General features: G+C 57.1%; 18 protein-coding genes, 1 rRNA gene and 1 riboswitch. Of the genes, 12 read left to right on the top strand and 7 right to left on the bottom strand.

The window, feature by feature from the left end:
• Position 1: 1 nt before the first annotated feature.
• From FHC52_RS15645 to katG, 3 genes are all read left to right on the top strand, one after another.
• Positions 2-2434, top strand: coding sequence for a bifunctional aspartate kinase/homoserine dehydrogenase II (locus FHC52_RS15645; RefSeq protein ID WP_008501797.1), 2433 nt, complete (start codon positions 2-4; stop codon positions 2432-2434).
• Between the two features lie 226 nt (positions 2435-2660).
• Positions 2661-3548, top strand: coding sequence for a methylenetetrahydrofolate reductase (gene metF, locus FHC52_RS15640; RefSeq protein WP_008501796.1), 888 nt, complete (start codon positions 2661-2663; stop codon positions 3546-3548).
• Positions 3549-3695: 147 nt separating this feature from the next.
• Positions 3696-5876: a catalase/peroxidase HPI gene (gene katG, locus FHC52_RS15635; RefSeq protein ID WP_032664795.1), complete on the top strand. Its 2181-nt coding sequence runs from the start codon at positions 3696-3698 to the stop codon at positions 5874-5876.
• 91 nt (positions 5877-5967) lie between these two features.
• On the opposite strand, the gene FHC52_RS15630 is transcribed toward katG, so the two are convergent.
• The 5 genes from FHC52_RS15630 to argE all read right to left on the bottom strand — a co-directional run bounded on the left by FHC52_RS15630 (position 5968) and on the right by argE (position 12783).
• Positions 5968-7071, bottom strand: coding sequence for a glycerol dehydrogenase (locus FHC52_RS15630; RefSeq protein WP_063616226.1), 1104 nt, complete (start codon positions 7069-7071; stop codon positions 5968-5970).
• 12 nt (positions 7072-7083) lie between these two features.
• Positions 7084-7746 (bottom strand): fructose-6-phosphate aldolase, encoded by a 663-nt coding sequence (gene fsa, locus FHC52_RS15625; RefSeq protein ID WP_021242818.1) that lies wholly within the window; start codon positions 7744-7746, stop codon positions 7084-7086.
• 128 nt (positions 7747-7874) lie between these two features.
• Positions 7875-8639 (bottom strand): AraC family transcriptional regulator, encoded by a 765-nt coding sequence (locus FHC52_RS15620; protein ID WP_063616227.1) that lies wholly within the window; start codon positions 8637-8639, stop codon positions 7875-7877.
• Between the two features lie 94 nt (positions 8640-8733).
• The gene (gene ppc, locus FHC52_RS15615; RefSeq protein ID WP_063616228.1) at positions 8734-11385 is read right to left on the bottom strand and encodes a phosphoenolpyruvate carboxylase; all 2652 of its coding nucleotides are present in this window, start codon (positions 11383-11385) and stop codon (positions 8734-8736) included.
• Between the two features lie 246 nt (positions 11386-11631).
• Positions 11632-12783 carry an acetylornithine deacetylase gene (argE, locus tag FHC52_RS15610; protein WP_008501790.1) on the bottom strand — a complete coding sequence of 384 codons (1152 nt, stop codon included), beginning with the start codon at positions 12781-12783 and terminating at the stop codon, positions 11632-11634.
• A gap of 88 nt (positions 12784-12871) precedes the next feature.
• Here argE and argC point away from each other — a divergent pair, with 88 nt between their 5' ends.
• The 4 genes from argC (at position 12872) to oxyR (ending at position 17352) form a co-directional block, all read left to right on the top strand.
• Entirely contained in the window at positions 12872-13876 is a 1005-nt protein-coding gene (argC, locus tag FHC52_RS15605; RefSeq protein WP_008501789.1) for an N-acetyl-gamma-glutamyl-phosphate reductase, read from the top strand.
• A 6-nt stretch (positions 13877-13882) separates the two neighbouring features.
• On the top strand, positions 13883-14659 hold the full coding sequence (gene argB, locus FHC52_RS15600; protein WP_102063213.1) for an acetylglutamate kinase: 777 nt from the start codon (positions 13883-13885) through the stop codon (positions 14657-14659).
• Between the two features lie 105 nt (positions 14660-14764).
• A complete protein-coding gene (argH, locus tag FHC52_RS15595) occupies positions 14765-16138 on the top strand; it encodes an argininosuccinate lyase (protein WP_063616230.1) in 1374 nt (457 codons plus the stop codon).
• Positions 16139-16434: 296 nt separating this feature from the next.
• The gene (gene oxyR, locus FHC52_RS15590; RefSeq protein WP_008501786.1) at positions 16435-17352 is read left to right on the top strand and encodes a DNA-binding transcriptional regulator OxyR; all 918 of its coding nucleotides are present in this window, start codon (positions 16435-16437) and stop codon (positions 17350-17352) included.
• Here the strand turns inward: oxyR and sthA are convergent.
• Positions 17335-18735, bottom strand: a complete 1401-nt coding sequence (sthA, locus tag FHC52_RS15585; RefSeq protein ID WP_008501785.1) for a Si-specific NAD(P)(+) transhydrogenase — start codon at positions 18733-18735, stop codon at positions 17335-17337. The genes oxyR and sthA overlap by 18 nt on opposite strands.
• 196 nt (positions 18736-18931) lie before the next feature.
• Between sthA and fabR the strand changes: the two genes are divergently transcribed.
• Positions 18932-19570, top strand: coding sequence for an HTH-type transcriptional repressor FabR (gene fabR / locus FHC52_RS15580; protein WP_008501784.1), 639 nt, complete (start codon positions 18932-18934; stop codon positions 19568-19570).
• A 9-nt stretch (positions 19571-19579) separates the two neighbouring features.
• Positions 19580-19939 carry a YijD family membrane protein gene (locus FHC52_RS15575; protein WP_008501783.1) on the top strand — a complete coding sequence of 120 codons (360 nt, stop codon included), beginning with the start codon at positions 19580-19582 and terminating at the stop codon, positions 19937-19939.
• A gap of 85 nt (positions 19940-20024) precedes the next feature.
• Here the strand turns inward: FHC52_RS15575 and trmA are convergent, their stop codons facing one another.
• Positions 20025-21125, bottom strand: a complete 1101-nt coding sequence (trmA, locus tag FHC52_RS15570; RefSeq protein WP_045352999.1) for a tRNA (uridine(54)-C5)-methyltransferase TrmA — start codon at positions 21123-21125, stop codon at positions 20025-20027.
• 104 nt (positions 21126-21229) lie between these two features.
• Positions 21230-21406: riboswitch (cobalamin riboswitch) on the top strand.
• A gap of 65 nt (positions 21407-21471) precedes the next feature.
• Between trmA and btuB the strand changes: the two genes are divergently transcribed.
• From btuB to FHC52_RS15555, 3 genes are all read left to right on the top strand, one after another.
• Positions 21472-23319: a TonB-dependent vitamin B12 receptor BtuB gene (gene btuB / locus FHC52_RS15565; RefSeq protein ID WP_220420142.1), complete on the top strand. Its 1848-nt coding sequence runs from the start codon at positions 21472-21474 to the stop codon at positions 23317-23319.
• Complete coding sequence (murI, locus tag FHC52_RS15560) at positions 23264-24115, top strand: glutamate racemase (RefSeq protein WP_220420141.1); 852 nt, start codon at positions 23264-23266, stop codon at positions 24113-24115. Before btuB ends, murI begins: the two co-directional genes overlap by 56 nt.
• A gap of 381 nt (positions 24116-24496) precedes the next feature.
• Positions 24497-24579, top strand: a 16S ribosomal RNA gene (locus tag FHC52_RS15555); the annotation flags it as partial.

Raw genomic sequence — 24579 nt, 5'->3', positions numbered from 1 at the left:
CATGAGTGTGATAGCGCAGGCAGGGGCGAAGGGTCGTCAGCTGCACAAGTTTGGTGGTAGTAGTCTTGCTGATGTGAAATGTTACCTGCGTGTCGCAGGGATCATGACGGAATATTCACAGCCGGGTGACATGATGGTTGTCTCGGCGGCGGGCAGCACCACCAACCAGTTGATTAGCTGGCTGAAACTGAGCCAGACCGATCGCCTTTCTGCGCATCAGGTGCAACAGTCATTACGTCGCTATCAGAGCGAATTGATTGCCGGCCTGCTGCCTGCGGACGTGGCGGACGGGCTGATCAGCGCCTTCACGCACGATCTTGAGCGTCTGGCTGCCCTGCTGGACAGCGGCATTACCGATGCGGTGTATGCCGAAGTGGTGGGCCACGGTGAAGTATGGTCCGCGCGCCTGATGGCTGCGGTTCTGCAACACCTGGGTGTGGACGCCGCCTGGCTCGACGCGCGTGATTTCCTGCGTGCCGAACGCGCCGCGCAACCGCAGGTGGATGAAGGGTTATCCTACCCGCTGCTGCAACAGCTGCTGGTGCAACATCCCGGTAAACGCATTGTGGTTACCGGCTTTATCAGCCGCAGCAACGCGGGTGAAACCGTGCTGCTGGGCCGTAACGGCTCCGACTACTCGGCGACGCAAATCGGTGCTCTGGCGGGCGTGTCCCGCGTCACCATCTGGAGCGACGTGGCCGGTGTTTATAGCGCGGACCCGCGCAAAGTAAAAGATGCCTGCCTGCTGCCGCTGCTGCGCCTGGATGAAGCCAGCGAGCTGGCGCGTCTGGCGGCACCGGTGCTGCACGCCCGTACGCTGCAGCCGGTTTCCGGTAGCGATATTGACCTGCAGCTGCGCTGCAGCTACACCCCGGATCAAGGCTCCACGCGCATTGAGCGCGTGTTGGCCTCTGGTACCGGGGCGCGTATTGTTACGAGCCACGACGACATCTGCCTGATTGAGTTCCAGGTTCCTGCGGGCCAGGACTTCAGGCTGGCACATAAAGAGATCGACACGATCCTGAAACGCGCCCAGGTGCGTCCGCTGGCCGTGGGTGTTCATAATGACCGCCAGCTGCTGCAGTTCTGCTATACCGCAGAAGTGGCGGACAGCGCGCTGAAAATTCTGGATGAAGCAGGCCTGCCGGGCGAACTTCGCCTGCGTCAGGGGCTGGCGCTGGTGGCGATGGTGGGCGCGGGCGTCACCCGTAACCCGCTGCACTGCCACCGCTTCTGGCAGCAGCTGAAAGGCCAGCCGGTGGAGTTCACCTGGCAGTCGGAAGAGGGCATCAGCCTGGTTGCCGTTCTGCGCAAAGGGCCAACCGAAAGCCTGATTCAGGGTCTGCATACCTCTCTGTTCCGCGCGGAAAAACGTATCGGCCTGGTGCTGTTTGGTAAAGGCAACATCGGTTCCCGCTGGCTGGAGCTGTTCGCCCGCGAGCAGGTCACGCTCTCGGCGCGTACCGGGTTCGAATTCATTCTCGCAGGCGTGGTGGACAGCCGCCGCAGCCTGCTGAACTACGAAGGGCTGGATGCCAGCCGCGCGCTTGCCTTCTTTAATGATGAAGCCGTTGAACAGGATGAAGAGTCGCTGTTCCTGTGGATGCGCGCGCACCCGTATGACGATCTGGTGGTGCTGGACGTGACCGCCAGCGAACAGCTTGCCGATCAGTATCTTGATTTCGCCAGCCACGGTTTCCACGTCATCAGCGCCAACAAGCTGGCGGGGGCAAGCAGCACCGATAAATACCGCCAGATCCACGACGCGTTTGAAAAAACCGGCCGTCACTGGCTGTATAACGCCACCGTGGGCGCGGGCCTGCCGGTAAACCACACCGTGCGCGACCTGATTGAAAGCGGTGACAGCATTCTGGCGCTGAGCGGTATCTTCTCCGGTACGCTCTCCTGGCTGTTCCTGCAGTTTGACGGCACCGTGCCGTTCACTGACCTGGTGGATCAGGCGTGGCAGCAGGGCTTAACGGAACCCGATCCGCGCGTTGACCTCTCCGGTAAAGACGTGATGCGTAAGCTGGTGATCCTGGCGCGCGAAGCCGGTTATGACATCGAGCCGGATTCCGTCCGCGTCGAGTCGCTGGTGCCTGCCGGCTGTGAAGAGGGTTCTGTGGATCATTTCTTTGAAAATGGTGAAGAGCTTAACGAGCAGATGGTGCAGCGTCTGGAAGCGGCGAACGAGATGGGTCTGGTGCTGCGCTACGTGGCACGTTTCGAGGCCAACGGAAAAGCGCGCGTCGGTGTCGAGGCGGTGCGTCCTGAACATCCGCTGGCGGCGCTGTTGCCGTGCGATAACGTCTTCGCCATCGAAAGCCGCTGGTACCGCGATAACCCGCTGGTGATCCGCGGCCCGGGCGCCGGGCGCGACGTCACCGCCGGGGCGATCCAGTCCGACATTAACCGTCTGGCTAAGCTGCTGTAAAAACTCAATTTCCCTCTCCCTTTGGGAGAGGGTTAGGGTGAGGGCATCGGACCGCGCTCACCCCCATCATGAATTTCCCTCATCTTCCCTGAGCAAACCTCACCGTTATTGTTGATTATTTCTATTGACGTCCCTCCGCTTTTCCGTCATTTTTACATCTGGACGTCTAAACGTATAGAAGTTCACAACACAACAGACAATTACACGCGATTGATAGGGGTAGGGTATGAGCTTTTTTCACGCCAACCAGCGGGAAGCACTGAACCAGAGCCTGGCCGAAGTAAACGGCCAGATTAACGTCTCTTTTGAATTTTTCCCGCCGCGCACCAGTGAAATGGAGCAAACCCTGTGGAGCTCTATCGATCGTCTCAGCAGCCTGAAACCAAAGTTTGTCTCCGTGACCTACGGTGCGAACTCTGGCGAGCGTGACCGTACGCACAGCATCATTAAAGGCATCAAAGATCGTACCGGTCTGGAAGCGGCGCCGCACCTCACCTGTATCGACGCTACCCGCGACGAGCTGCGTGCCATCGCCCAGGATTACTGGAATAACGGCATCCGTCATATTGTCGCACTGCGCGGCGACCTCCCGCCCGGCAGCGGCAAGCCAGAGATGTATGCGGCCGACCTGGTTGGGCTGCTGAAAGAGGTGGCAGATTTCGATATCTCCGTGGCTGCTTACCCTGAGGTTCACCCGGAAGCGAAAAGCGCCCAGGCGGATCTGCTTAACCTCAAGCGTAAAGTGGAGGCCGGTGCCAACCGCGCCATTACCCAGTTCTTCTTTGATGTCGAAAGCTACCTGCGCTTCCGTGACCGCTGCGTCTCCGCGGGCATCGACGTTGAAATTATCCCGGGCATTCTGCCGGTCTCTAACTTCAAACAGGCGAAGAAATTCGCCGATATGACCAACGTGCGCATTCCGCTGTGGATGTCCAAAATGTACGAAGGTCTGGATGATGACCCGGAAACCCGCAAGCTGGTGGGGGCCAATATCGCGATGGACATGGTGAAAATCTTAAGCCGTGAAGGGGTGAAAGACTTCCACTTCTACACGCTAAACCGCGCGGAGATGAGCTATGCCATCTGCCATACTCTGGGCGTTCGCCCCGCGTAAAACACCAAAAGCCCTCTTAAATAGAGGGCTTTTTAACAGGGTAAAAAGTTAAAAGGTATCAGCTATCGAATCTGTGGATTAATTCAACTATAACTTATTGCTAGTGGTGTATATCGTAACGGTAACACTGTAAAAGGGAGCATAGCGATGAGCACGTCAGACGAGACCAATAAAGCGGCATCAGTCGGCAAATGCCCGTTCCATCAGGGCGGCGTCGATCACAGCGCGGGCGCAGGTACAGGCAGCCGCGACTGGTGGCCAAAACAACTCCGCATCGATCTTCTTAACCAACATTCCAATCGTTCGAACCCGCTGGGTGAAGACTTCGACTACCGCAAAGAATTCAGCAAGCTTGATTACTCTGCCCTTAAAGGCGACCTCAAAGCACTTTTAACCGACTCTCAACCGTGGTGGCCTGCCGACTGGGGCAGCTATGCGGGCCTGTTTATCCGTATGGCGTGGCACGGTGCGGGTACCTATCGCTCCGTGGACGGGCGCGGTGGGGCAGGACGCGGTCAACAGCGCTTTGCGCCACTGAACTCCTGGCCGGATAACGTAAGCCTCGATAAAGCGCGCCGTCTGCTGTGGCCTATCAAGAAAAAATACGGACAAAAAATCTCCTGGGCCGACCTGTTTATCCTCGCGGGTAACGTGGCGCTGGAGAACTCCGGCTTCCGTACCTTTGGTTTTGGTGCCGGGCGTGAAGACGTCTGGGAACCGGATCTGGACGTGAACTGGGGTGATGAAAAAGCCTGGCTGACCCACCGTGACCCGGAAGCGCTGGCTAAGCGTCCTCTGGCAGCCACCGAAATGGGCCTGATCTACGTGAACCCGGAAGGGCCGAACGCCAGCGGTGAACCGCTGTCAGCGGCGGCAGCGATTCGTGCGACCTTCGGCAACATGGGCATGAACGACGAAGAGACCGTCGCGCTGATTGCAGGCGGCCACACCCTCGGCAAGACTCACGGCGCGGGTGAAGCCACCCACGTGGGTACCGACCCCGAAGCCTCACCGATTGAAGCACAGGGCCTGGGCTGGGCCAGCACGCACGGCACGGGGGTTGGCGCTGATGCCATTACCTCCGGTCTGGAAGTCATCTGGTCACAAACCCCGACCCAGTGGAGCAACTACTTCTTCGAGAACCTGTTCAAATACGAATGGGTACAGACCCGCAGTCCGGCAGGGGCGATTCAGTTTGAAGCCGTGGATGCACCGGAAATCATGCCCGATCCGTTCGACCCGTCGAAAAAACGCAAGCCTACCATGCTGGTCACCGACCTGACGCTGCGCTTCGACCCGGAATTCGAGAAGATTTCCCGCCGCTTCCTGAACGACCCGCAGGCTTTCAACGAAGCCTTCGCGCGTGCCTGGTTCAAGCTGACCCACCGTGATATGGGGCCAAAATCGCGTTACCTTGGCCCGGAAGTGCCGAAAGAAGATCTGATCTGGCAGGACCCGCTGCCGCAGGCGGTGTTCAATCCGACGAAAGAAGACATTGAAAGCCTGAAGGCGGAAATTGTTGCCTCTGGTCTCTCCGTGAGCGAACTGGTTTCCGTTGCCTGGGCGTCAGCCTCGACCTTCCGCGGTGGCGATAAGCGTGGCGGTGCCAACGGCGCGCGTCTGGCGCTGGCGCCTCAGCGTGACTGGGACGTGAACGCTGCGGCGGTTCGCGCGCTGCCAGCCCTGGAAGCTATCCAGCGCACCACCAACAAAGCCTCTCTGGCCGATATCATCGTGCTGGCGGGCGCGGTAGGCGTTGAGCAGGCCGCAAAAGCAGCAGGTGTGTATGTCACCGTACCGTTCACGCCGGGCCGCGTTGATGCGCGTCAGGATCAGACGGATATCGAGATGTTTAACCTGCTCGAACCGATTGCCGATGGTTTCCGCAACTACCGTGCGCAGGTGGATGTGTCCACCACGGAGTCTCTGCTGATTGATAAAGCCCAACAGCTGACGCTGACTGCGCCAGAACTGACGGTGCTGATCGGCGGCCTGCGCGTACTGGGTGCCAACTTTGATGGCAGCAAGAACGGCGTGTTTACCAACCGTGAGGGCGTGCTGAGCACTGATTTCTTCGTGAACCTGCTGGATATGAACACGCAGTGGAAGGCGACCGATGAGTCCAATGAGCTGTTTGCCGGAAGCGATCGCACCAGCGGTGAAGTGAAATATACCGCCACACGCGCCGATCTGGTCTTCGGCTCTAACGCCGTCCTGCGCGCGCTGGCCGAGGTTTACGCCAGCGATGATGCGCATGAGAAGTTTGTCCGCGACTTCGTTGCCGCCTGGGCGAAGGTCATGGATCTGGATCGGTTTGACGTGAAGTAGCCAGTGTGCCGGGTGGCGGCTACGCCTTACCCGGCCTACAAATTAAAGTGCCATGTAGGCCGGGTAAGCGCAGCGCCACCCGGCTTTTTTATTATTCCCACTCCTGCAGGAATCGCTGTCCATACTGGTCTGCCACCAGCAGCGCCGCATACACCTGATCCGGCGTGACGCCCCCCGGCATGTTGTGGATCGTTTCTCCTTCCGCACATGAGGCTTCGGCGATCAGACGCATTTTGGCCGGAATATCCTCTTTGATGTTCAGCTGTGCCAGGGTGATCGGCAGCCCTACGCTGTGGCAAAGCGCCGCGACGGTCTCAATTTCTTCTACTGGCGCGTTTTCCAGCACCAGCTGCGTCAGCGTACCAAACGCCACTTTCTCCCCATGATAGAAGTGATGCGCGTCCGGCACCGCCGTCATGCCGTTATGAATAGCGTGTGCAGCCGCTAGCCCGCCACTTTCAAAGCCGACGCCGCTGAGATAGGTGTTGGCTTCGATAATGCGTTCCAGCGCAGGCGTCACCACATGCTGTTCCGCCGCCAGCATCGCTTTTTCACCCTCTTCAACCAGCGTGTTGTAGCACAGCTCGGCGAGCGCTAATGCCGCCTGTGTGCATTTACCCCCGGCCATAGTGGTCGCGCCGCTGCGCGAGCAGGCGCGTGCTTCAAACCAGGTCGCCAGCGCGTCGCCAATCCCGGCGGCCAGCAGACGTGCAGGCGCACCTGCTACCACTTTCGTATCCACAATGACCATGTTCGGGTTGTGCGGCAGCATCAGGTAGCGATCGAACTCGCCGCTGTCGGTGTAGATAACGGAAAGGGCGCTGCACGGCGCGTCGGTGGAAGCGATAGTCGGCGCAATGGCGACCGGCACGTCCATAAAGTGAGCCAGCGCTTTCGCGGTATCCAGCGTTTTACCGCCACCAATACCCAGCACCGCCAGGCAGTCGGCGCTGTCGGCCAGCCTTTTCAGACGATCGATTTCATTTTGCGAACATTCGCCGCCAAACGGCGCAATTTCGGCATGCAGTTCGGCTTTTTTAAAACTCTGGCGCAGGGTGTCTTCGGCAAAACCCAGCACAAACTTATCGCCGACGACCAGCCAGCGGTTTGACAGGGGTTTCAGATAGTCACCTAGACGGGTCAGCACATCCGCGCCCTGGATATATTTCCCCGGCGATTGAATGATACGGTCCATAACAGTTCTCCCTTAGAGGTTGAGGTTACCAAACGCGTTTTTCCAGTCCTGCTCGAACTTCTCTATGGCTGACTCTACCGCCGGCGTACCGAGCATGTGTTGCGCTACGTCTAAGGGAAGCGTGATTGCTTCACATCCTGCCAACAGGCAGTCGAGCGCCTGACGCGGCGTTTTGAAGCTGGCGGCCAGCACTTTACTGTCCGGCGCGTGCAGCTCCAGCAGGGACTGCAGTTCCTGAACCATGCGAATGCCGTCACCGCCCTGCGCGTCGACGCGGTTGACGTACGGCGCGACATATTTCGCCCCTGCGAGTGCGGCGAGCAACCCCTGCGCCGCGCTGTAAACGGCGGTGCCCAGCGTGGTTATCCCCTCTTTTTTCAAGGCCTTAATTGCGATAAGTCCCTGAGCCGTCACCGGGATTTTCACCACAATGCCCGGAATGGCGTTACTCAGACGTTTGGCTTCTGCCACCATGCCTTCGGCATCGCGGCTCATGGTTTGAGCAAACAGCGTGCCTTCCGGCCCGATGGCTTGTTGCAGGCGCGGCAGCACGTCCCAGATGGATTCACGGCTGGCGGCAATGATGCTCGGGTTGGTGGTGACGCCCGCGATGGGAAAGATGCGCGCCAGGCGTTCTACTTCCGCCACGTTGGCGGTATCCAGGTACAGTTCCATTATTTTTCCTTAAGTCAGAAAGGTTGAATAAAGGATACGGCGCACCCAGGCGCGGCGAATACAGGTCAATTTTGCCAAATACTGGACAAATGTAATGTCCTTGGCGAAGTGAGAGAGCGATCACAATGCTACTTTTTGGCGATCAGCTGGCTGTGGTACTGGCGTCGATATTCGGAAGGGGAACGTTCGGTGTGCTTGCGAAAGAGACGGCAAAAGTAGTTGCTGTCCGTAAATCCACAGCGTGTGGCGATATCTTTAATTTTGAGATCGTAGCCTTTCAGCAGCTGACGCGCTTGTTCCAGGCGCGTTTTTGTTAAATATTCATTGAATCCGACGCTGCCGACTTTCTGGAATAGATGGGAAAGGTAGTTTGGTGAGATGTAGAACGCCTGTGCCACGGATTCGCGAGTTAACAAAGAGGCATAATTTTCTTCGATATAGCTCCGAACGGCTTCGAACAGTGCCCGGCTGCGGCTGTCGGTGTGAATTTCGCTTCCAAGCAGATCCCGGCAGTGGCTGAGCAGGCTTAAAACCACCAGCCTTGCTGTGTCCTGCTCTTCTGGCTGCATCTGTAATTCGGTGAGCGTTTGCAGAAGAAAAGCCCCCGTTCGCGGACCACGTCGGGCAACCTGGAGTTGTTGTAAGAGCACATTGTCATGCTGTAACTCGATTGTAAGCTGCTGCTTACCGAAATGTATGCTCAGGGCGTGAGGCGCAGGATGCGTAATTTGTCCAAAAAAAGAAAAAATCGCCTCGCAGGGTGTGTCAAGGGTAATGCCGAGGCAGGGAGAGGTTCGGGGATGCTGTTCAGCCAGCGCTGAGAAATGAATCTGACCCAGCGGTAACGTGCGGTTCACCAGGTCTGTCAAAATCTGGGTGATATCGGAATGCATAAGCAGACTACCGAAATTTGCCGGGTGGCGCTAACGCTTACCCGGCCTACTTATCGTAGGCCCGTGCAAGCGCAGCGCCGCCGGGCGTAAAGCATTAGCCAGTGTTACGCATACCCGCCGCAACGCCCGCAATCGTCACCATCAGCGCCTGTTCAACGCGTGGATCCGGCTCTTTCCCTTCTTCTTCTGCCAGACGCGAACGGTGCAGCAGCTCTGCCTGCAGGACGTTCAGCGGGTCGGTGTAGATGTTACGCAGCTGGATAGACTCGGCAATCCACGGCAGGTCCGCCATCAGGTGTGAGTCGTTAGCGATGTCCAGCACCACTTTGATGTCGCCTTCCAGCAGTTCGCGCAGCTCTTTGCCCAGCGCCCACAGGTCTGGCTTCACCAGGCGCTGATCGTAGTATTCCGCCAGCCACAGGTCGGCCTTCGAGAAGACCATCTCCAGCATTCCCAGACGGGTAGAGAAGAACGGCCAGTCGCGGCACATGGTTTCCAGTTCGCTCTGTTTACCGTCTTCCACCACTTTTTGCAGTGCGGCACCGGCACCCAGCCAGGCGGGCAGCATTAAGCGGTTCTGCGTCCAGGCAAAGATCCACGGGATTGCACGCAGGGATTCAACGCCGCCGGTCGGACGACGCTTGGCAGGACGCGAGCCCAGCGGAAGTTTACCCAGCTCCTGCTCAGGCGTGGCTGAACGGAAGTAAGGCACGAAATCTTTGTTTTCACGCACGTAGCCGCGGTACAGATCGCAGGAGATAGCCGACAGCTCGTCCATGATGTGGCACCAGGAGGCTTTCGGCTCCGGCGGTGGCAGCAGGTTGGCTTCCAGGATCGCGCTGGTATAAAGCGACAGGCTGCTGATGGTCACTTCCGGCAGGCCGTACTTGAAGCGGATCATCTCGCCCTGCTCGGTCACGCGCAGGCCGCCTTTCAGGCTTCCCGGCGGCTGTGACAGCAGTGCCGCGTGTGCTGGCGCGCCGCCACGGCCAATGGAGCCACCGCGTCCGTGGAACAGGGTCAGCTCGATACCGGCTTTCTCGCAGGTTTTGATCAGTGCGTCCTGCGCCTGATACTGCGCCCAGGATGCCGCCATTACGCCCGCATCTTTTGCGGAGTCGGAATAGCCGATCATCACCATCTGTTTGCCCTGAATAAAGCCGCGATACCAGTCGATGTTCAGCAGTTGGCTCATCACGTCGTTGGCGTTGTTCAGGTCGTCGAGGGTCTCAAACAGCGGGGCGACAGGCAGGGCGTAGTCGATTCCCGCTTCTTTCAGCAGGAGGTGAACGCCCAGCACGTCGGATGGGGTTTTCGCCATGGAGATCACATAGGCGGCGACCGATCCTTTCGGTGCGTCCACGATCGCTTTACAGGTGTTGAGCACTTCGCGGGTATCGTTGCTTGGCTCCCAGTTGCGCGGCAGCAGAGGGCGCTTGGAGTTCAGCTCGCGGATCAGGAACGCCTGTTTGTCGGCTTCGGACCAGCTTTCATAGTCGCCGATGCCGAGATAGCGGGTCAGCTCGCCCAGCGCTTCGGTATGACGGGTACTTTCCTGACGCACGTCGATACGTACCAGCGGCACGCCGAAACACTTCACGCGACGCAGGGTGTCGAGCAGTTCGCCGTTGGCAATGATGCCCATCCCGCAGGCCTGCAGCGATTTATAACAGGCGTACAGCGGCTCCCAAAGCTGTTCGTTCTGGCTCAGCAGCCCTTCTGGTTTTGGCAGACGCTGGCCTTTCAGGCGCGCTTCCAGCCAGGCCTGAGTAGCCATCAGCTGACCGCGCAGTTTTTTCATCAGGAAACGGTACGGCTCGCTGGCGCCTTCTTCACCGGCCAGCGCGCGCAGTTCCGGCGTCGCTTCTACCATCGACAGCTCGGAGATCAGTACCTGAATGTCTTTCAGGAACAGATCGGTCGCTTTCCAGCGGCTCAGCAGCAGGACGTGACGGGTGATTTCTGCGGTGACGTTTGGGTTGCCGTCGCGGTCGCCGCCCATCCAGGAGGTAAAGCGGACCGGCACAAAGTCGACCGGCAGACGGTAGCCCAGGTTCGCTTCCAGCTGTTCGTTCAGCTCGCGCAGGTAGTTCGGTACCCCTTCCCACAGGCTGTTTTCCACCACCGCAAAGCCCCATTTAGCTTCGTCGACCGGGCTTGGGCGATGCTTACGAATTTCATCGGTGTGCCAGGACTGAGCAATCAGCTGGCGCAGGCGGCGCATCAGCTGGTTGCGTTCATAGTCGGCAATGTCTTTGTTATCCAGCTGCTTCAGGCAGTTGTTCACTTCCACCATTTTGTGGATCAGGGTGCGACGGGTGATCTCGGTTGGGTGAGCGGTCAGTACCAGCTCCAGCGAAAGTGACTCCACCGCTTTTTTGATGGTGGCTTCGTTGAGGTCTGGCTGGTCTTTCAGTTTACGAAGGGTGCGGGCAATGACTTCCGGGTTGCTGGCCGCTTCGCCGTTTGGCGAAATGCTGTGGTATTGCTCAGCGGTGTTGGCCAGGTTCAGGAACTGGCTGAATGCGCGTGCAACGGGCAGCAGCTCGTCGTTCGAGAGGTTCTGCAAGGTGGTGAGCAGCTCCTGACGACTGGCCTCGTTACCGGCACGGGAAGATTTAGACAGCTTGCGGATGGTTTCAACGCGGTCGAGGATGTTCTCCCCCAACGCATCTTTGATGGTATCTCCAAGCACTTTGCCGAGCATACTGACATTACTACGCAACGCGGAATATTGTTCGTTCATAAAAACCCAGTCACCCCATCATTTTTGTTTATGCCCAGGCGAAAATCTTCTGGACATTATTTTGTCATCTCCCTTTATAAAGCCACGTAAAACCCCCGTCGTCAATTGCTGCGAAAACGGTTCAGCAAACGAATAAATGTGGGCAATTTACGAAATTTAATTCGCATTGCGTCAGATAAGAGATGCTTATGGAAATGTGACGGAGATCGCGGGATTTTCCCCTCTCTTCCGAGAGGGGAAAGGTCATTAATGCCAGCAGAAATGATGTACAACCTGGGTAATCAGTTCGCGGGTGGGCTTGATAAAGCGGGTTTCAAGATATTCATCCGGTTGGTGCGCCTGGTTGATGGAGCCGGGGCCAAGAACCAGCGTCGGGCACAGCGTCTGAATAAACGGCGCTTCGGTGCAGTAATTCACCACGTCAGTTTTTTCACCGAGCAGCTTTTCCACCACTTCGACCAGCTGATGGTCCGGCGGGCATTCGTAACCCGGGATCGGCGGGTGCAGTTCCGAGACCGTCAGGCGGCCAGGCCAGCGCTCACTCACCGGGGCCAGCGCTTCGTTCAGTAAACCATCCAGATCGCTCAGGGTCATGCCCGGCAGCGGTCGGATGTCCATGTGCAGCTCGCAGCAGGCGCAGATACGGTTCGAGGCATCACCGCCGTGCAGGCTGCCGAGATTGAGCGTTGGATACGGCACGGTGAACGCCTCATAGTGGTAACGCTCTTTCAGATCGTCGCGCAGGGTCATGATGCGGCCGATGGCGTCATGCATCAGCTCAATGGCGTTGACGCCCCGCGCCGGATCGCTGGAGTGGCCGGACTGGCCGAGCACGCGCACGGCGGTAGAGATATGGCCTTTATGTGCGCGAATCGGTTGCAGAGACGTCGGCTCGCCGATGATCGCGCAATCCGGACGAATCGACGTGTTTTCTGAGAAGTAGCGTGCGCCCGCCATGCTGGTCTCTTCATCAGCGGTCGCCAGAATGTAGAGCGGTTTTTTCAGCTTCGTCACGTCCACGTCACGCAGCGCGTCGAGGATAAAGGCGAAGAAGCCTTTCATGTCTGCGGTGCCCAGACCGTAGAGCTTGTTGTCGTGCTCGGTCAGGGTGAACGGATCGCGCGTCCAGCGGCCATCGTCAAACGGCACGGTGTCGGTGTGACCGGCCAGCAGCAGGCCGCCCGCACCGGTTCCGGTACTGGCGAGCAGGTTAAATTTGTGGCGAGTGCCGGGGACGGGCTGAACCTCAACGTTAAACCCAAGATCGCTAAACCAACCCGCCAGCAGATTGATTAAAGACTCATTGCTCTGATCCAGCGCTTCTTCCGTTGCGCTGATGGACGGTGTGGCAATCAGGGCGCGGTAGATCTCGATAAATGGCGGTAAGTTCATTTTCATTGTTGACACACCTTAGGTCGTGATAGTATCAATATCCATGCAATAAATGTGAATAAAAATACATTAACGTTGAGCATAAAGGAACCCGATGTTGAATACGCTGATTGTAGGCGCTAGCGGTTATGCGGGCGCAGAGCTTGTAAGCTACGTGAATCGCCATCCACATATGACCATAACCGCTTTGACCGTGTCAGCGCAAAGCAATGATGCAGGAAAGTTAATTTCCGATTTGCATCCGCAGCTTAAGGGGCTGGTCGATCTGCCTTTGCAGCCCATGTCTGACATCAGCGAGTTTACCGACGGCGTCGACGTGGTGTTTTTAGCCACCGCGCACGAGGTCAGCCACGACCTGGCGCCGCAGTTCCTTGCGGCTGGCTGCGTGGTCTTCGACCTCTCCGGCGCGTTCCGCGTTAACGACGGCGCGTTCTACGAAAAATATTACGGTTTCACCCATCAGCATCCGGATCTGCTTGAAAAAGCGGTGTACGGCCTGGCGGAGTGGAGCGCAGATAAACTGAAAGAAGCGGACCTGATTGCCGTTCCGGGCTGCTACCCGACGGCGGCGCAGCTTTCCCTGAAGCCGCTGATCGACGCGGGTCTGCTGGATCTGAACCAGTGGCCGGTGATCAACGCCACCAGCGGCGTGAGCGGTGCAGGACGCAAGGCGGCGATCTCCAATAGCTTCTGCGAAGTGAGCCTTCAGCCGTATGGCGTGTTTAACCACCGTCATCATCCTGAAATCACGACGCATCTGGGCGCGGACGTCATTTTCACCCCGCACCTGGGCAGCTTCCCGCGTGGGATCCTCGAAACCATTACCTGCCGCCTGAAGCCGGGCGTGACCAAAGAGCAGGTGAATGAGGTCTTCACGCAGGCGTATGCGGACAAACCGCTGGTGCGCCTGTACGACAAAGGCGTGCCGGCGCTGAAAAATGTGGTCGGCCTGCCGTTCTGCGACATCGGCTTTGCCGTGCAGGGTGAGCATCTCATCGTGGTGGCCGCAGAAGATAACTTACTGAAAGGCGCTGCCGCTCAGGCAATGCAGTGTGCAAATATTCGTTTCGGTTTCCCGGAAACGCAGGCTCTTATTTAAGGTGTGATGATGAACCCATTAATTATCAAACTCGGTGGTGTACTGCTGGACAGCGAAGAAGCGCTGGAGCGTCTGTTTACCGCGCTGGTGAACTATCGCGAATCACACCAACGTCCGCTGGTGATTGTGCACGGCGGCGGCTGCGTGGTGGATGAACTGATGAAAGGGCTCAACCTGCCGGTGATCAAGAAGAACGGCCTGCGCGTGACGCCTGCGGATCAGATTGACATTATCACCGGTGCGCTGGCGGGTACGGCGAACAAAACCCTGCTGTCCTGGGCGAAGAAACACCACATTGCCTCCGTTGGCCTCTATCTGGGCGATGGCGACAGCGTAAAAGTGACCCAGCTCGACGAAGCGCTCGGTCACGTTGGACTGGCGCAGCCGGGTTCGCCTAAGCTGATTAACACGTTGCTGGAAGGCGGTTTCCTGCCGGTGGTGAGCTCTATCGGCGTGACCGAAGAGGGCGAGCTGATGAACGTTAACGCTGACCAGGCGGCAACTGCACTGGCGGCAACGCTGGGTGCGGACCTGATCCTGCTCTCCGACGTGAGCGGCATTCTGGACGGTAAAGGCCAGCGCATTGCGGAAATGACTGCGGCAAAAGCCGAGCAGCTGATTGCGCAGGGCATCATCACCGACGGCATGATCGTCAAAGTGAACGCCGCGCTGGATGCGGCGCGCACGCTGGGCCGTCCGGTTGATATCGCCTCCTGGCGTCACGCGGAGCAGCTTCCGGCGCTGTTTAACGGCTCGCCGATTGGCACGCGTATTCTGGCTTAAGATTCTGTGCCGGATGGCGCTTCGCTTATCCGGCCTACGTGAATTTTGTAGGCCCGGTAAGCGCAGCGCCACCGGGCAAAAATATCATCATTAAGGAAATTCGTTATGGCACTTTGGGGTGGGCGTTTTACACAGGCAGCGGATCAGCGGTTCAAACAGTTCAACGACTCTTTGCGCTTCGACTACCGCCTGGCCGAACAGGATATCGTCGGCTCTGTGGCCTGGTCCAAAGCGCTGGTGACCGTTGGCGTACTGACCGCAGACGAACAGCAGCAGCTGGAAGAGGCGCTGAACAATCTGCTGGAAGAAGTGCGTCTGGATCCGCAGCAAATTCTGCAGAGCGATGCCGAAGATATTCACAGCTGGGTGGAAGGCAAACTGATCGACAAAGTCGGCCAGTTGGGTAAAAAGCTCCATACCGGGCGTAGCCGTAATGACCAGGTGGCGACCGACCTGAAGCTGTGGTGTAAAGATACCGTCGCGGAGCTGCTGGCGGCTAACCGTCAGCTGCAGACCGCGCTGGTGGAGACCGCACAGAACAATCAGGACGCGGTGATGCCGGGTTATACCCACCTGCAGCGCGCGCAGCCGGTGACCTTTGCGCACTGGTGTCTGGCCTACGTTGAGATGCTGGCGCGTGACGAAAGCCGTCTGCAGGATACCCTGAAGCGTCTGGACGTCAGCCCGCTGGGCAGCGGCGCGCTGGCGGGTACCGCTTACGAAATCGACCGTGAACAGCTGGCAGGCTGGCTGGGCTTTGCCTCCGCCACCCGTAACAGCCTGGACAGCGTCTCTGACCGTGACCACGTGCTGGAGTTGCTCTCCAATGCCTCTATCGGGATGGTGCACCTGTCGCGCTTTGCCGAAGATCTGATCTTCTTTAACTCCGGTGAAGCGGGCTTCGTTGAGCTGTCCGATCGCGTGACGTCAGGCTCATCCCTGATGCCGCAGAAGAAAAACCCGGACGCGCTGGAGCTGATCCGCGGGAAATGTGGCCGCGTGCAGGGCGCGCTGACCGGCATGATGATGACCCTTAAAGGGCTGCCGCTGGCGTACAACAAAGATATGCAGGAAGACAAAGAAGGGCTGTTCGACGCGCTCGACACCTGGCTCGACTGTCTGCATATGGGCGCGCTGGTGCTGGACGGCATTCAGGTGAAGCGTCCGCGCTGTCAGGAAGCGGCGCAGCAGGGCTATGCGAACGCGACCGAGCTGGCGGATTATCTGGTGGCGAAGGGCGTGCCGTTCCGTGAAGCGCACCATATTGTCGGTGAAGCGGTAGTGGAAGCCATTCGTCAGGGTAAACCGCTGGAAGATCTGGCGCTGGCCGACCTGCAAAAATTCAGCGCGGCTATCGGGGATGATGTGTATCCGATACTGGCGCTGCAGTCCTGCCTGGACAAGCGTGCTGCAAAAGGCGGCGTGTCGCCGAAGCAGGTGGCGCAGGCCATTGCGGAGGCGAAAAACCGCCTGATTTGATGTCTGAAACGTCGGGTGGCGGCTTCGCCTTACCCGACCTACAAAACCCCAGCCCAACCCTGAGTTGGGCTTTTTTACGCAAAAAAAAAGCGGACCACGGGGTCCGCAAAAGTTCACGTTGGCTTTAGTTGTTCGAGTTTTGAGAGAAACTCGCTGACGGTGGCGGGGACGTCAAGGGTCAAACACGTGCCGCCTCGTCTATGTGGTGTATTATTCAACAGAATGCTTGATAGGGATAATCGTTCGTTGCTATGCTATCTATCGCCATGAACTATCGTGGCGACGGAGGATGAATAATGAATATTCGTGATCTTGAATACCTGGTAGCGTTAGCCGAGCATCGTCACTTTCGCCGCGCGGCAGATTCCTGCCACGTCAGCCAGCCCACGCTGAGCGGCCAGATCCGCAAGCTTGAAGACGAGCTGGGCGTGATGCTGCTGGAGCGCACCAGTCGTAAGGTTCTGTTCACACAGGCAGGTCTTCTGCTGGTGGATCAGGCGCGCACCGTGCTGCGCGAGGTCAAAGTGCTCAAGGAAATGGCAAGCCAGCAGGGGGAGGCGATGTCCGGCCCGCTGCATATTGGCCTGATCCCAACCGTTGGCCCGTACCTGTTACCGCACATCATTCCGATGCTGCACCAGACGTTCCCGAAACTCGAAATGTACCTGCATGAAGCGCAGACGCATCAGCTGCTGGCGCAGCTGGACAGCGGCAAGCTCGACTGCGCCATTCTGGCACTGGTAAAAGAGAGTGAAGCCTTTATTGAAGTGCCGCTGTTCGATGAGCCGATGATGCTGGCGATCTATGAAGATCACCCGTGGGCGAACCGCGATCGCGTGCCGATGGCCGATCTGGCGGGTGAAAAGCTGCTGATGCTGGAAGATGGCCACTGCCTGCGCGACCAGGCGATGGGCTTCTGTTTCGAAGCGGGTGCTGATGAAGATACCCACTTCCGCGCAACCAGCCTGGAAACCCTGCGAAATATGGTCGCGGCGGGAAGCGGTATTACGCTGCTGCCTGCGCTGGCGGTGCCGCACGAGCGTAAGCGTGATGGCGTGGTCTACTTGCCGTGCATTAAGCCAGAGCCGCGTCGTACGATTGGCCTGGTTTATCGCCCGGGTTCACCGCTGCGCAGCCGCTATGAGCAGCTGGCAGAGGCCATCCGCGGTGCGATGGATGGCCATTTTGACAGCGCGTTAAAACAGGCGGTTTAAGCCGTTCAGCGCGGCTACCCGATAGGCTTCCGCCATGGTCGGGTAGTTAAAGGTGGTGTTGACGAAGTACTCAATGGTGTTACCACCACCTTTCTGCTCCATGATCGCCTGGCCGATATGAATGATTTCCGCGGCGCGTTCACCAAAGCAGTGAATCCCGAGGATCTCTTTCGTCTCGCGATGGAACAGAATTTTCAGCGTACCCACGCTCATCCCCACGATTTGCGCCCGCGCCAGATGTTTAAACTGCGCACGACCCACCTCGTAAGGCACCTTCATTGACGTCAGCTGCTGCTCGGTTTTGCCGACTGAGCTGATTTCCGGGATGGTGTAGATACCCGTCGGGATATCTTCGATCAGATGCGCCGTCGCTTCGCCCTTCACCAGCGCCTGAGCCGCAATGCGTCCCTGGTCGTAAGCGGCGGAGGCCAGGCTTGGGTAGCCAATCACGTCGCCGACCGCGTAAACGTGCGGCAGGGCGGTCTGATACATGCTGTTGACCTTCAGCTGACCGCGGCTGTCGGTTTCAAGCCCGATATTTTCCAGCTGCAGGGAATCGGTGTTGCCGGTACGGCCGTTTGCGTACAGCAGGCAGTCCGCTTTCAGCTTCTTGCCTGACTTGAGGTGCATGATCACCCCGTCGTCGCAGCCTTCGATCTTCTCGTACTCTTCGTTGTGGCGAATGACCACGCCGCTGTTCCAGAAGTGGTAGGAGAGGGAGTCCGACATCTCCTGATCGAGGAAGGCCAGCAGGCGGTCGCGAGTATTGATCAGGTCAACTTTGACGTCCATTCCGCGGAAGATCGACGCATATTCGCAACCAATGACCCCTGCGCCATAGATAATGACGTGGCGGGGTTCATGGTGCAGGCTCAGAATCGAGTCGCTGTCGTAGACGCGCGGGTGCGAGAAGTCCACGTCGGCCGGATGGTACGGACGTGAACCGCAGGCAATCACAAATTTTTCAGCGGTGATGGTTTCAACCGATCCGTCGTGGCATTCGAGTGCCAGGGTGTGTTCATCCACAAAATGCGCGTTGCCCTGCAAAATTTCACAGTGGTTACGCTCATAAAACCCCTGACGCATGCGCGTCTGCTGGTTAATGACGGTATCCGCGTGATTCAGGATGTCGGCAAAAGAGGAACGAAGAAGTCGGGAGTGGTCGCTGTAAAGAGGATTCTGGTTAAATTCGATAATGCGGCTAACGGCGTGGCGGAGGGCTTTCGAAGGGATGGTGCCCCAGTGGGTGCAACCGCCGCCGACATTATGGTAGCGCTCAATGACCGCTACTCTGGCTCCCTGTTTCACCAGACCCATAGCAGCGCCTTCGCCGCCGGGGCCGGAACCAATAACTATTGCGTCGTAATCGTAGGAATGTGGCATGGTAAGGCTTACCTGTTCTTATACATAAAAGCAACAGAATCATAACATCATTGCCAGAGTAACCCAATTATCGTTGTGCTTTTTTCCGGCAGTGGAGCACAAACCGCACGTAAACAATCATTCACAAAGCCAGGTAAACAGATTAATTTTATTCTCTGGTATAGTGCCATCAGGCCTTTGGAAGGATTCAACTATCGTGATGGGCGTAAGAGCACAACAAAAAGAGAAAACCCGGCGTTCGCTGGTGGAAGCCGCATTCAGTCAACTGAGTGCTGAGCGAAGTTTTGCCAGTTTGAGCCTGCGCGAGGTTGCACGCGAGGCCGGGATTGCGCCAACGTCCTTCTATCGTCACTTCCGTGATGTGGATGAACTGGGCCTGACCATGGTCGACGAGAGCGGTTTGATGCTGCGCCAGCTGATGCGCCAGGCGCGTCAGCGTATCGCCAAAGGCGGCAGCGTGATCCGTACCTCCGTGTCGACCTTTATGGAATTTATCGGCAACAACCCCAACGCGTTTCGTTTGCTTCTGCGCGAGCGTTCGGGCACGTCGGCGGCGTTTCGTGCCGCCGTCGCGCGTGAAATTCAGCACTTCATCGCGGAACTTGCCGACTATCTTGAACTCGAAAACCATATGCCGCGTGCGTTTACCGAAGCACAGGCCGAGGCGATGGTGACGATTGTTTTCAGCGCAGGTGCCGAAGCGCTGGATGTCAGCATTGAACAACGCAAGCAGCTTGAAGAGCGACTGGTATTGCAGCTCAGGATGATCTCCAAAGGCGCGTACTACTGGTATCGCCGTGAACAAGAGAAACTGGCACATCAAACCGAAGAGTGAAGGTGAGTAATGAAACAGTCAGGTCAGGATAAAGGGACGCTGTTGCTGGCATTGATCGCTGGCTTATCCATTAATGGTACGTTCGCCGCTATTTTTAGCTCCATCGTGCCGTTTTCGATTTTCCCGCTTATTGCGCTGGTGCTGACGGTGTACTGCCTGCATCAACGCTACCTGAACCGCACCATGCCGGTGGGGTTACCGGGGCTGGCCGCCGCCTGCTTTATTCTGGGCGTATTGCTGTACAGCACGGTGGTGCGCGCGGAGTATCCGGATATCGGCTCTAACTTCTTCCCTGCGGTACTGTCTGTTGCGCTGGTGTTCTGGATTGGCTCGCGCATGCGTAGCCGTAAGAGCCAGTTACCGGAGTAGATAGGGTTTTGTAGGCCGGATAAGCGAAGCGCCATCCGGCTTTTTTGGCAGGTGGCGCTTCGCTTACCTGCCCTACAAGGCCACATTACTTCGCCGTGAGCAGTACGCCGCACTCCATATGGTGCGTATACGGGAACTGATCGAACAGCGCCAGACGTTCAACCTTGTGCGTCTGGCTTAACGTTTCCAGGTTCTTGCACAGCGTCTCCGGGTTACAGGAGATGTACAAAATACGCGGGTACGCCTGCACCATCTTCTCGGTTTCGCTGTCCAGGCCACTGCGCGGCGGGTCGACAAAAATCGTCTCACACTGGTAGCTCTTCAGATCGATTCCTTCCAGACGGTTAAACTGGCGTACGCCGTTCATGGCCTGCGTGAACTCTTCTGCGGCCATACGAACGATCTGCACGTTGTCGATATGGTTGGCGGCAATGTTGTACTGCGCGGCGGCCACCGACGGTTTGGCGATTTCGGTTGCCAGAACGCGATCGAAGTTACGCGCCAGTGCCAGCGAGAAGTTGCCGTTACCGCAGTAGAGTTCAAGCAGATCGCCCTTAGACCCTTCCGTCGCCTTCAGCGCCCACTCCAGCATCTGCACGTTCATCGCGGCGTTCGGCTGGGTAAAACTGTTCTCCACCTGACGATAGACCATCTCTTTACCCGCCACCGACAGGCGCTCGTCGACGTAGTCCTGATCCAGCATGATTTTGGTTTTTGTCGCACGGCCAATCAGGTGAACGTTGATGTTCTGCGCACGCAGCGCATCACGCAGGGCTTCGGCCTGCTCGCGCCACTCGTCGTTCAGGGCTTTGTGGTACAGCAGTGAGACAATCGCCTGGTTACTTTGCGTGGTCAGGTAGTCAATCTGGAACAGCTTGTGGCGCAGCACCGGGTTGTTACGCACGCCTTCAACGATCAGCGTCATCAGCTGATTGATAAGCTCGCTCGCTGCCGGGAAGCTGTCCACGCGAATGCGGGATTTCGTCTGCTGATCGAAAATGATGTGGTACAGGTCGTCACCGTCGTGCCAGATGCGGAACTCGGCACGCATGCGGTAGTGGCTGACAGGAGAGCGGAACACCTCGGGAACGGGCGCGTTGAAAGGCGTCATCATACTTTGCAGGCGGACGACTTTCTCTGCCAGCTGCGCGTCGTACTGTTCTGTCGGGAGGTGTTCTGGGGTCATGATGCGTCCTGAGTGATAAAGAATTACGCGGCGATTGTAGGCATTGTTCAGGGGATGTCCAGATTTAATGGCCAATAGCTGTCTGGACATCCATACGTGTCTAATTGTAGCATTCTGTTTCCGGTCTCCTGAGAGTGAAAAGGGAATCCAGTGTAAATCTGGAGCTGACGCGCAGCGGTAAAGACTGGCGGGATGAGCGTTGTAGACACTGTGAAAATGGGAAGTCTTCATCCTTATATAGCCACCTAGCCCGAAGACCTGCCGGGATCACGTCGCATTTGGTTTCATCATCGCGTGCTATCGATGAGGCCTGCGGCATCCTTCTTATATTGTGGATGCTTTAACAATGATTAAAAAAGTATCGCTGTTGACGGCGTTGTCCGTCACGGCATTTTCGGGCTGGGCGCAGGATAGCGCAGACTCGTTGGTGGTGACGGCAAATCGTTTTGAACAACCTGAAAAAACTATTCTGGCTGCAAACACGGTTGTTACGCGTGCCGATATTGACCGTTGGCAGTCAACCTCGCTCCTGGATGTTATGCGCCGCCTGCCCGGCGTGGATACGGCGCAAAGTGGTGGGATGGGGCAACTCTCCTCTCTCTTTATCCGTGGCACCAACTCCAGCCACGTCCTGATCCTTGTTGATGGGATCCGCCTTAACCAGGCGGGCGTCACGGGGTCGTCCGATCTCAGCCAGTTCCCAATCTCCCTGGTGCAGCGAATCGAATATGTTCGTGGACCGCGTTCGGCGGTATACGGCTCAGATGCGATTGGTGGTGTCGTAAACATTATTACTACTCGTGCGAAGGACGGTACCACGCTGAATGCTGGCGTAGGCTCACACGGCTACCAGAATTATGGCGGCAGTACTCAGCAAACACTGGGCGACAGCACGCGCGTCACGCTTGCGGGTGATTACACCTATACCAAAGGGTTTGATGTGGTTGCGGACGGCAACAATGGTGGCCTTGCCCAGACCGATCGCGACGGCTTTATGAATAAAACGCTCTACGGCGCACTGGATCACGCATTCTCAGACCAGTGGAGCGGTTTTGTTCGCGGCTTTGGCTACAGCAACCGTACGGCCTACGACGGCTACTACAGCTCCTTTACCCCTGACGTACTGGTCGATACCCGCCAGCTCTATAGCCAGACCTGGGATGCAGGATTGCGCTTCAACGATGACATCTTCCATTCGCAGCTGCTCACCAGCTATAGCCACAGCAAGGACTATAACTACGACCCAAATTTAGGCCGCTACGATTCGACAGCCACGCTGGATGAAATCAAACAGTACAACGTCCAGTGGCTCAACTCCGTTGATGTTGGCCATGGGAACATTGGCGCGGGCATTGACTGGCAGAAGCAGAGCACCGAGCCGGGTACAAACTACGTGACCAACGGCTACGACCTGCGTAACACCGGCGTCTACCTGACCGGGCTGCAGCAGTTTGGTGACTTCACCCTGGAAGGGGCTGTTCGCAGCGATGACAACTCTCAGTTCGGTCGTCATGGCACCTGGCAAAGCAGTGCGGCCTGGGAGTTCGTGGAGGGTTACCGTTTCGTTGCTTCTTATGGTACGGCCTATAAGGCACCGAATCTGGGTCAACTCTACGGTTTCTATGGCAATGACCATCTTGATCCAGAAGAGAGCAAGCAGTGGGAAGGTGCGTTTGAAGGCCTGACGGCGGGCGTGAGCTGGCGCGTATCCGGCTACCGTAATGACGTTGATAATCTCATCGACTTCGATAATAACCTTCAGCAATATTACAACGTCGGTAAAGCGCGCATTAAAGGTGTGGAAGCGACAGCATCGTTTGATACGGGTCCGTTGACGCATACTGTTGGCTATGACTACGTGGATGCCCGAAATGCCGCAACCAACGAACTTCTGGATCGTCGTGCTAAGCAGCAGGTGAAATATCAGCTCGACACGCAGATCTATGATTTCGACTGGAGCCTGACTTATCACTATCTCGGTACGCGTTACGACACTGACTTTGGTACTTACCCGTCTGAGAAAGTAAAAATGGGCGGTGTAAGCCTGTGGGATGTCGCAGTTTCGTATCCTGTCACCTCACACCTTACAGTTCGTGGTAAAATAGCCAACCTGTTCGATAAAGATTACGAGACAGTTTATGGCTACCAAACTGCAGGACGGGAATACACCTTGTCTGGCAGCTACACCTTCTAATCCGCGCCCTACCGTGCTGGTGTTTGATTCCGGCGTCGGTGGGCTTTCGGTCTATGATGAGATTCGGCATCTCCTGCCGGATCTCCATTACATCTACGCCTTCGATAACGTCGCTTTCCCGTATGGGGAAAAGAGCGAAGATTTTATTGTCGAGCGCGTGGTGGAAATCGTCACTGCGGTACAACAGCGTTATCCCCTTGCGCTGGCCGTTATCGCGTGTAATACGGCGAGCACCGTTTCTCTTCCCGCCCTGCGTGAAAAATTCCAGTTCCCGGTTGTGGGCGTCGTCCCGGCAATAAAGCCTGCCGCGCGTCTGACGGCGAACGGCATTGTGGGCCTGCTGGCCACGCGAGGTACGGTAAAGCGTCCTTATACCCGCGAGCTGATCGACCGTTTCGCCAACGAATGCCAGATTGCGATGCTCGGTTCGGCTGAGCTGGTAGAGATGGCGGAAGCGAAGCTGCATGGCAAGGCGGTATCACTCGACGAGCTGCGTCGTATTCTTCGTCCGTGGCTGCGGATGTCTGAACCCCCGGATACCGTTGTGTTGGGCTGTACCCACTTCCCGCTACTCCAGGAAGAGTTATTAGAGGTGCTGCCGGAGGGGACTCGCCTGGTGGATTCCGGTGCGGCTATCGCCCGTCGTACGGCCTGGTTGCTGGAGCATGAAGCCCCGGATGCGAAATCTACGGATGCGAATATCTCGTTTTGTATGGCGTTAACAAAAGAAACTGAACAACTTTTACCCGTTTTACGCCGTTATGGCTTTGAAACGCTCGAAAAACTGGCGCTATAGCACGGTTTTGAGCAAAAAAGAGACGGTTGAAAGTTTTTTTTAAAAGAGGGGTTGTCAACGTCTGAGAACTCCCTATAATGCGCCTCCACTGACACGGAACAACGGCTTGCAGGCCGCCGGGTTAGCGGGGTTCAGAGATGAACGCCAACAGAGAAAAGCGAAAATAATCACTTGACTCTGAATGAGGAAAACGTAATATACGGGACCTCGCAACGGTGAGCGAAAGCCGCGTTGCACTGCTCTTTAACAATTTATCAGACAATCTGTGTGGGCACTCAAAGTGACATGGATTCTTAACGTCGCAAGACGAAAAATGAATACCAAGTCTCTGAGTGAACATGCGTAATTTATTACGAAGTTTAATTCACGAGCATCAAACTTAAATTGAAGAGTTTGATCATGGCTCAGATTGAACGCTGGCGGCAGGCCTAACACATGCAAGTCGAGCGGTAACACAGGGAGCT

This window comes from Enterobacter sp. EC_64, from assembly GCF_019584165.1.
GTDB classification, from domain to species: Bacteria; Pseudomonadota; Gammaproteobacteria; order Enterobacterales; family Enterobacteriaceae; genus Enterobacter; species Enterobacter roggenkampii.
This window is presented reverse-complemented; position numbering and strand designations above follow the sequence as displayed.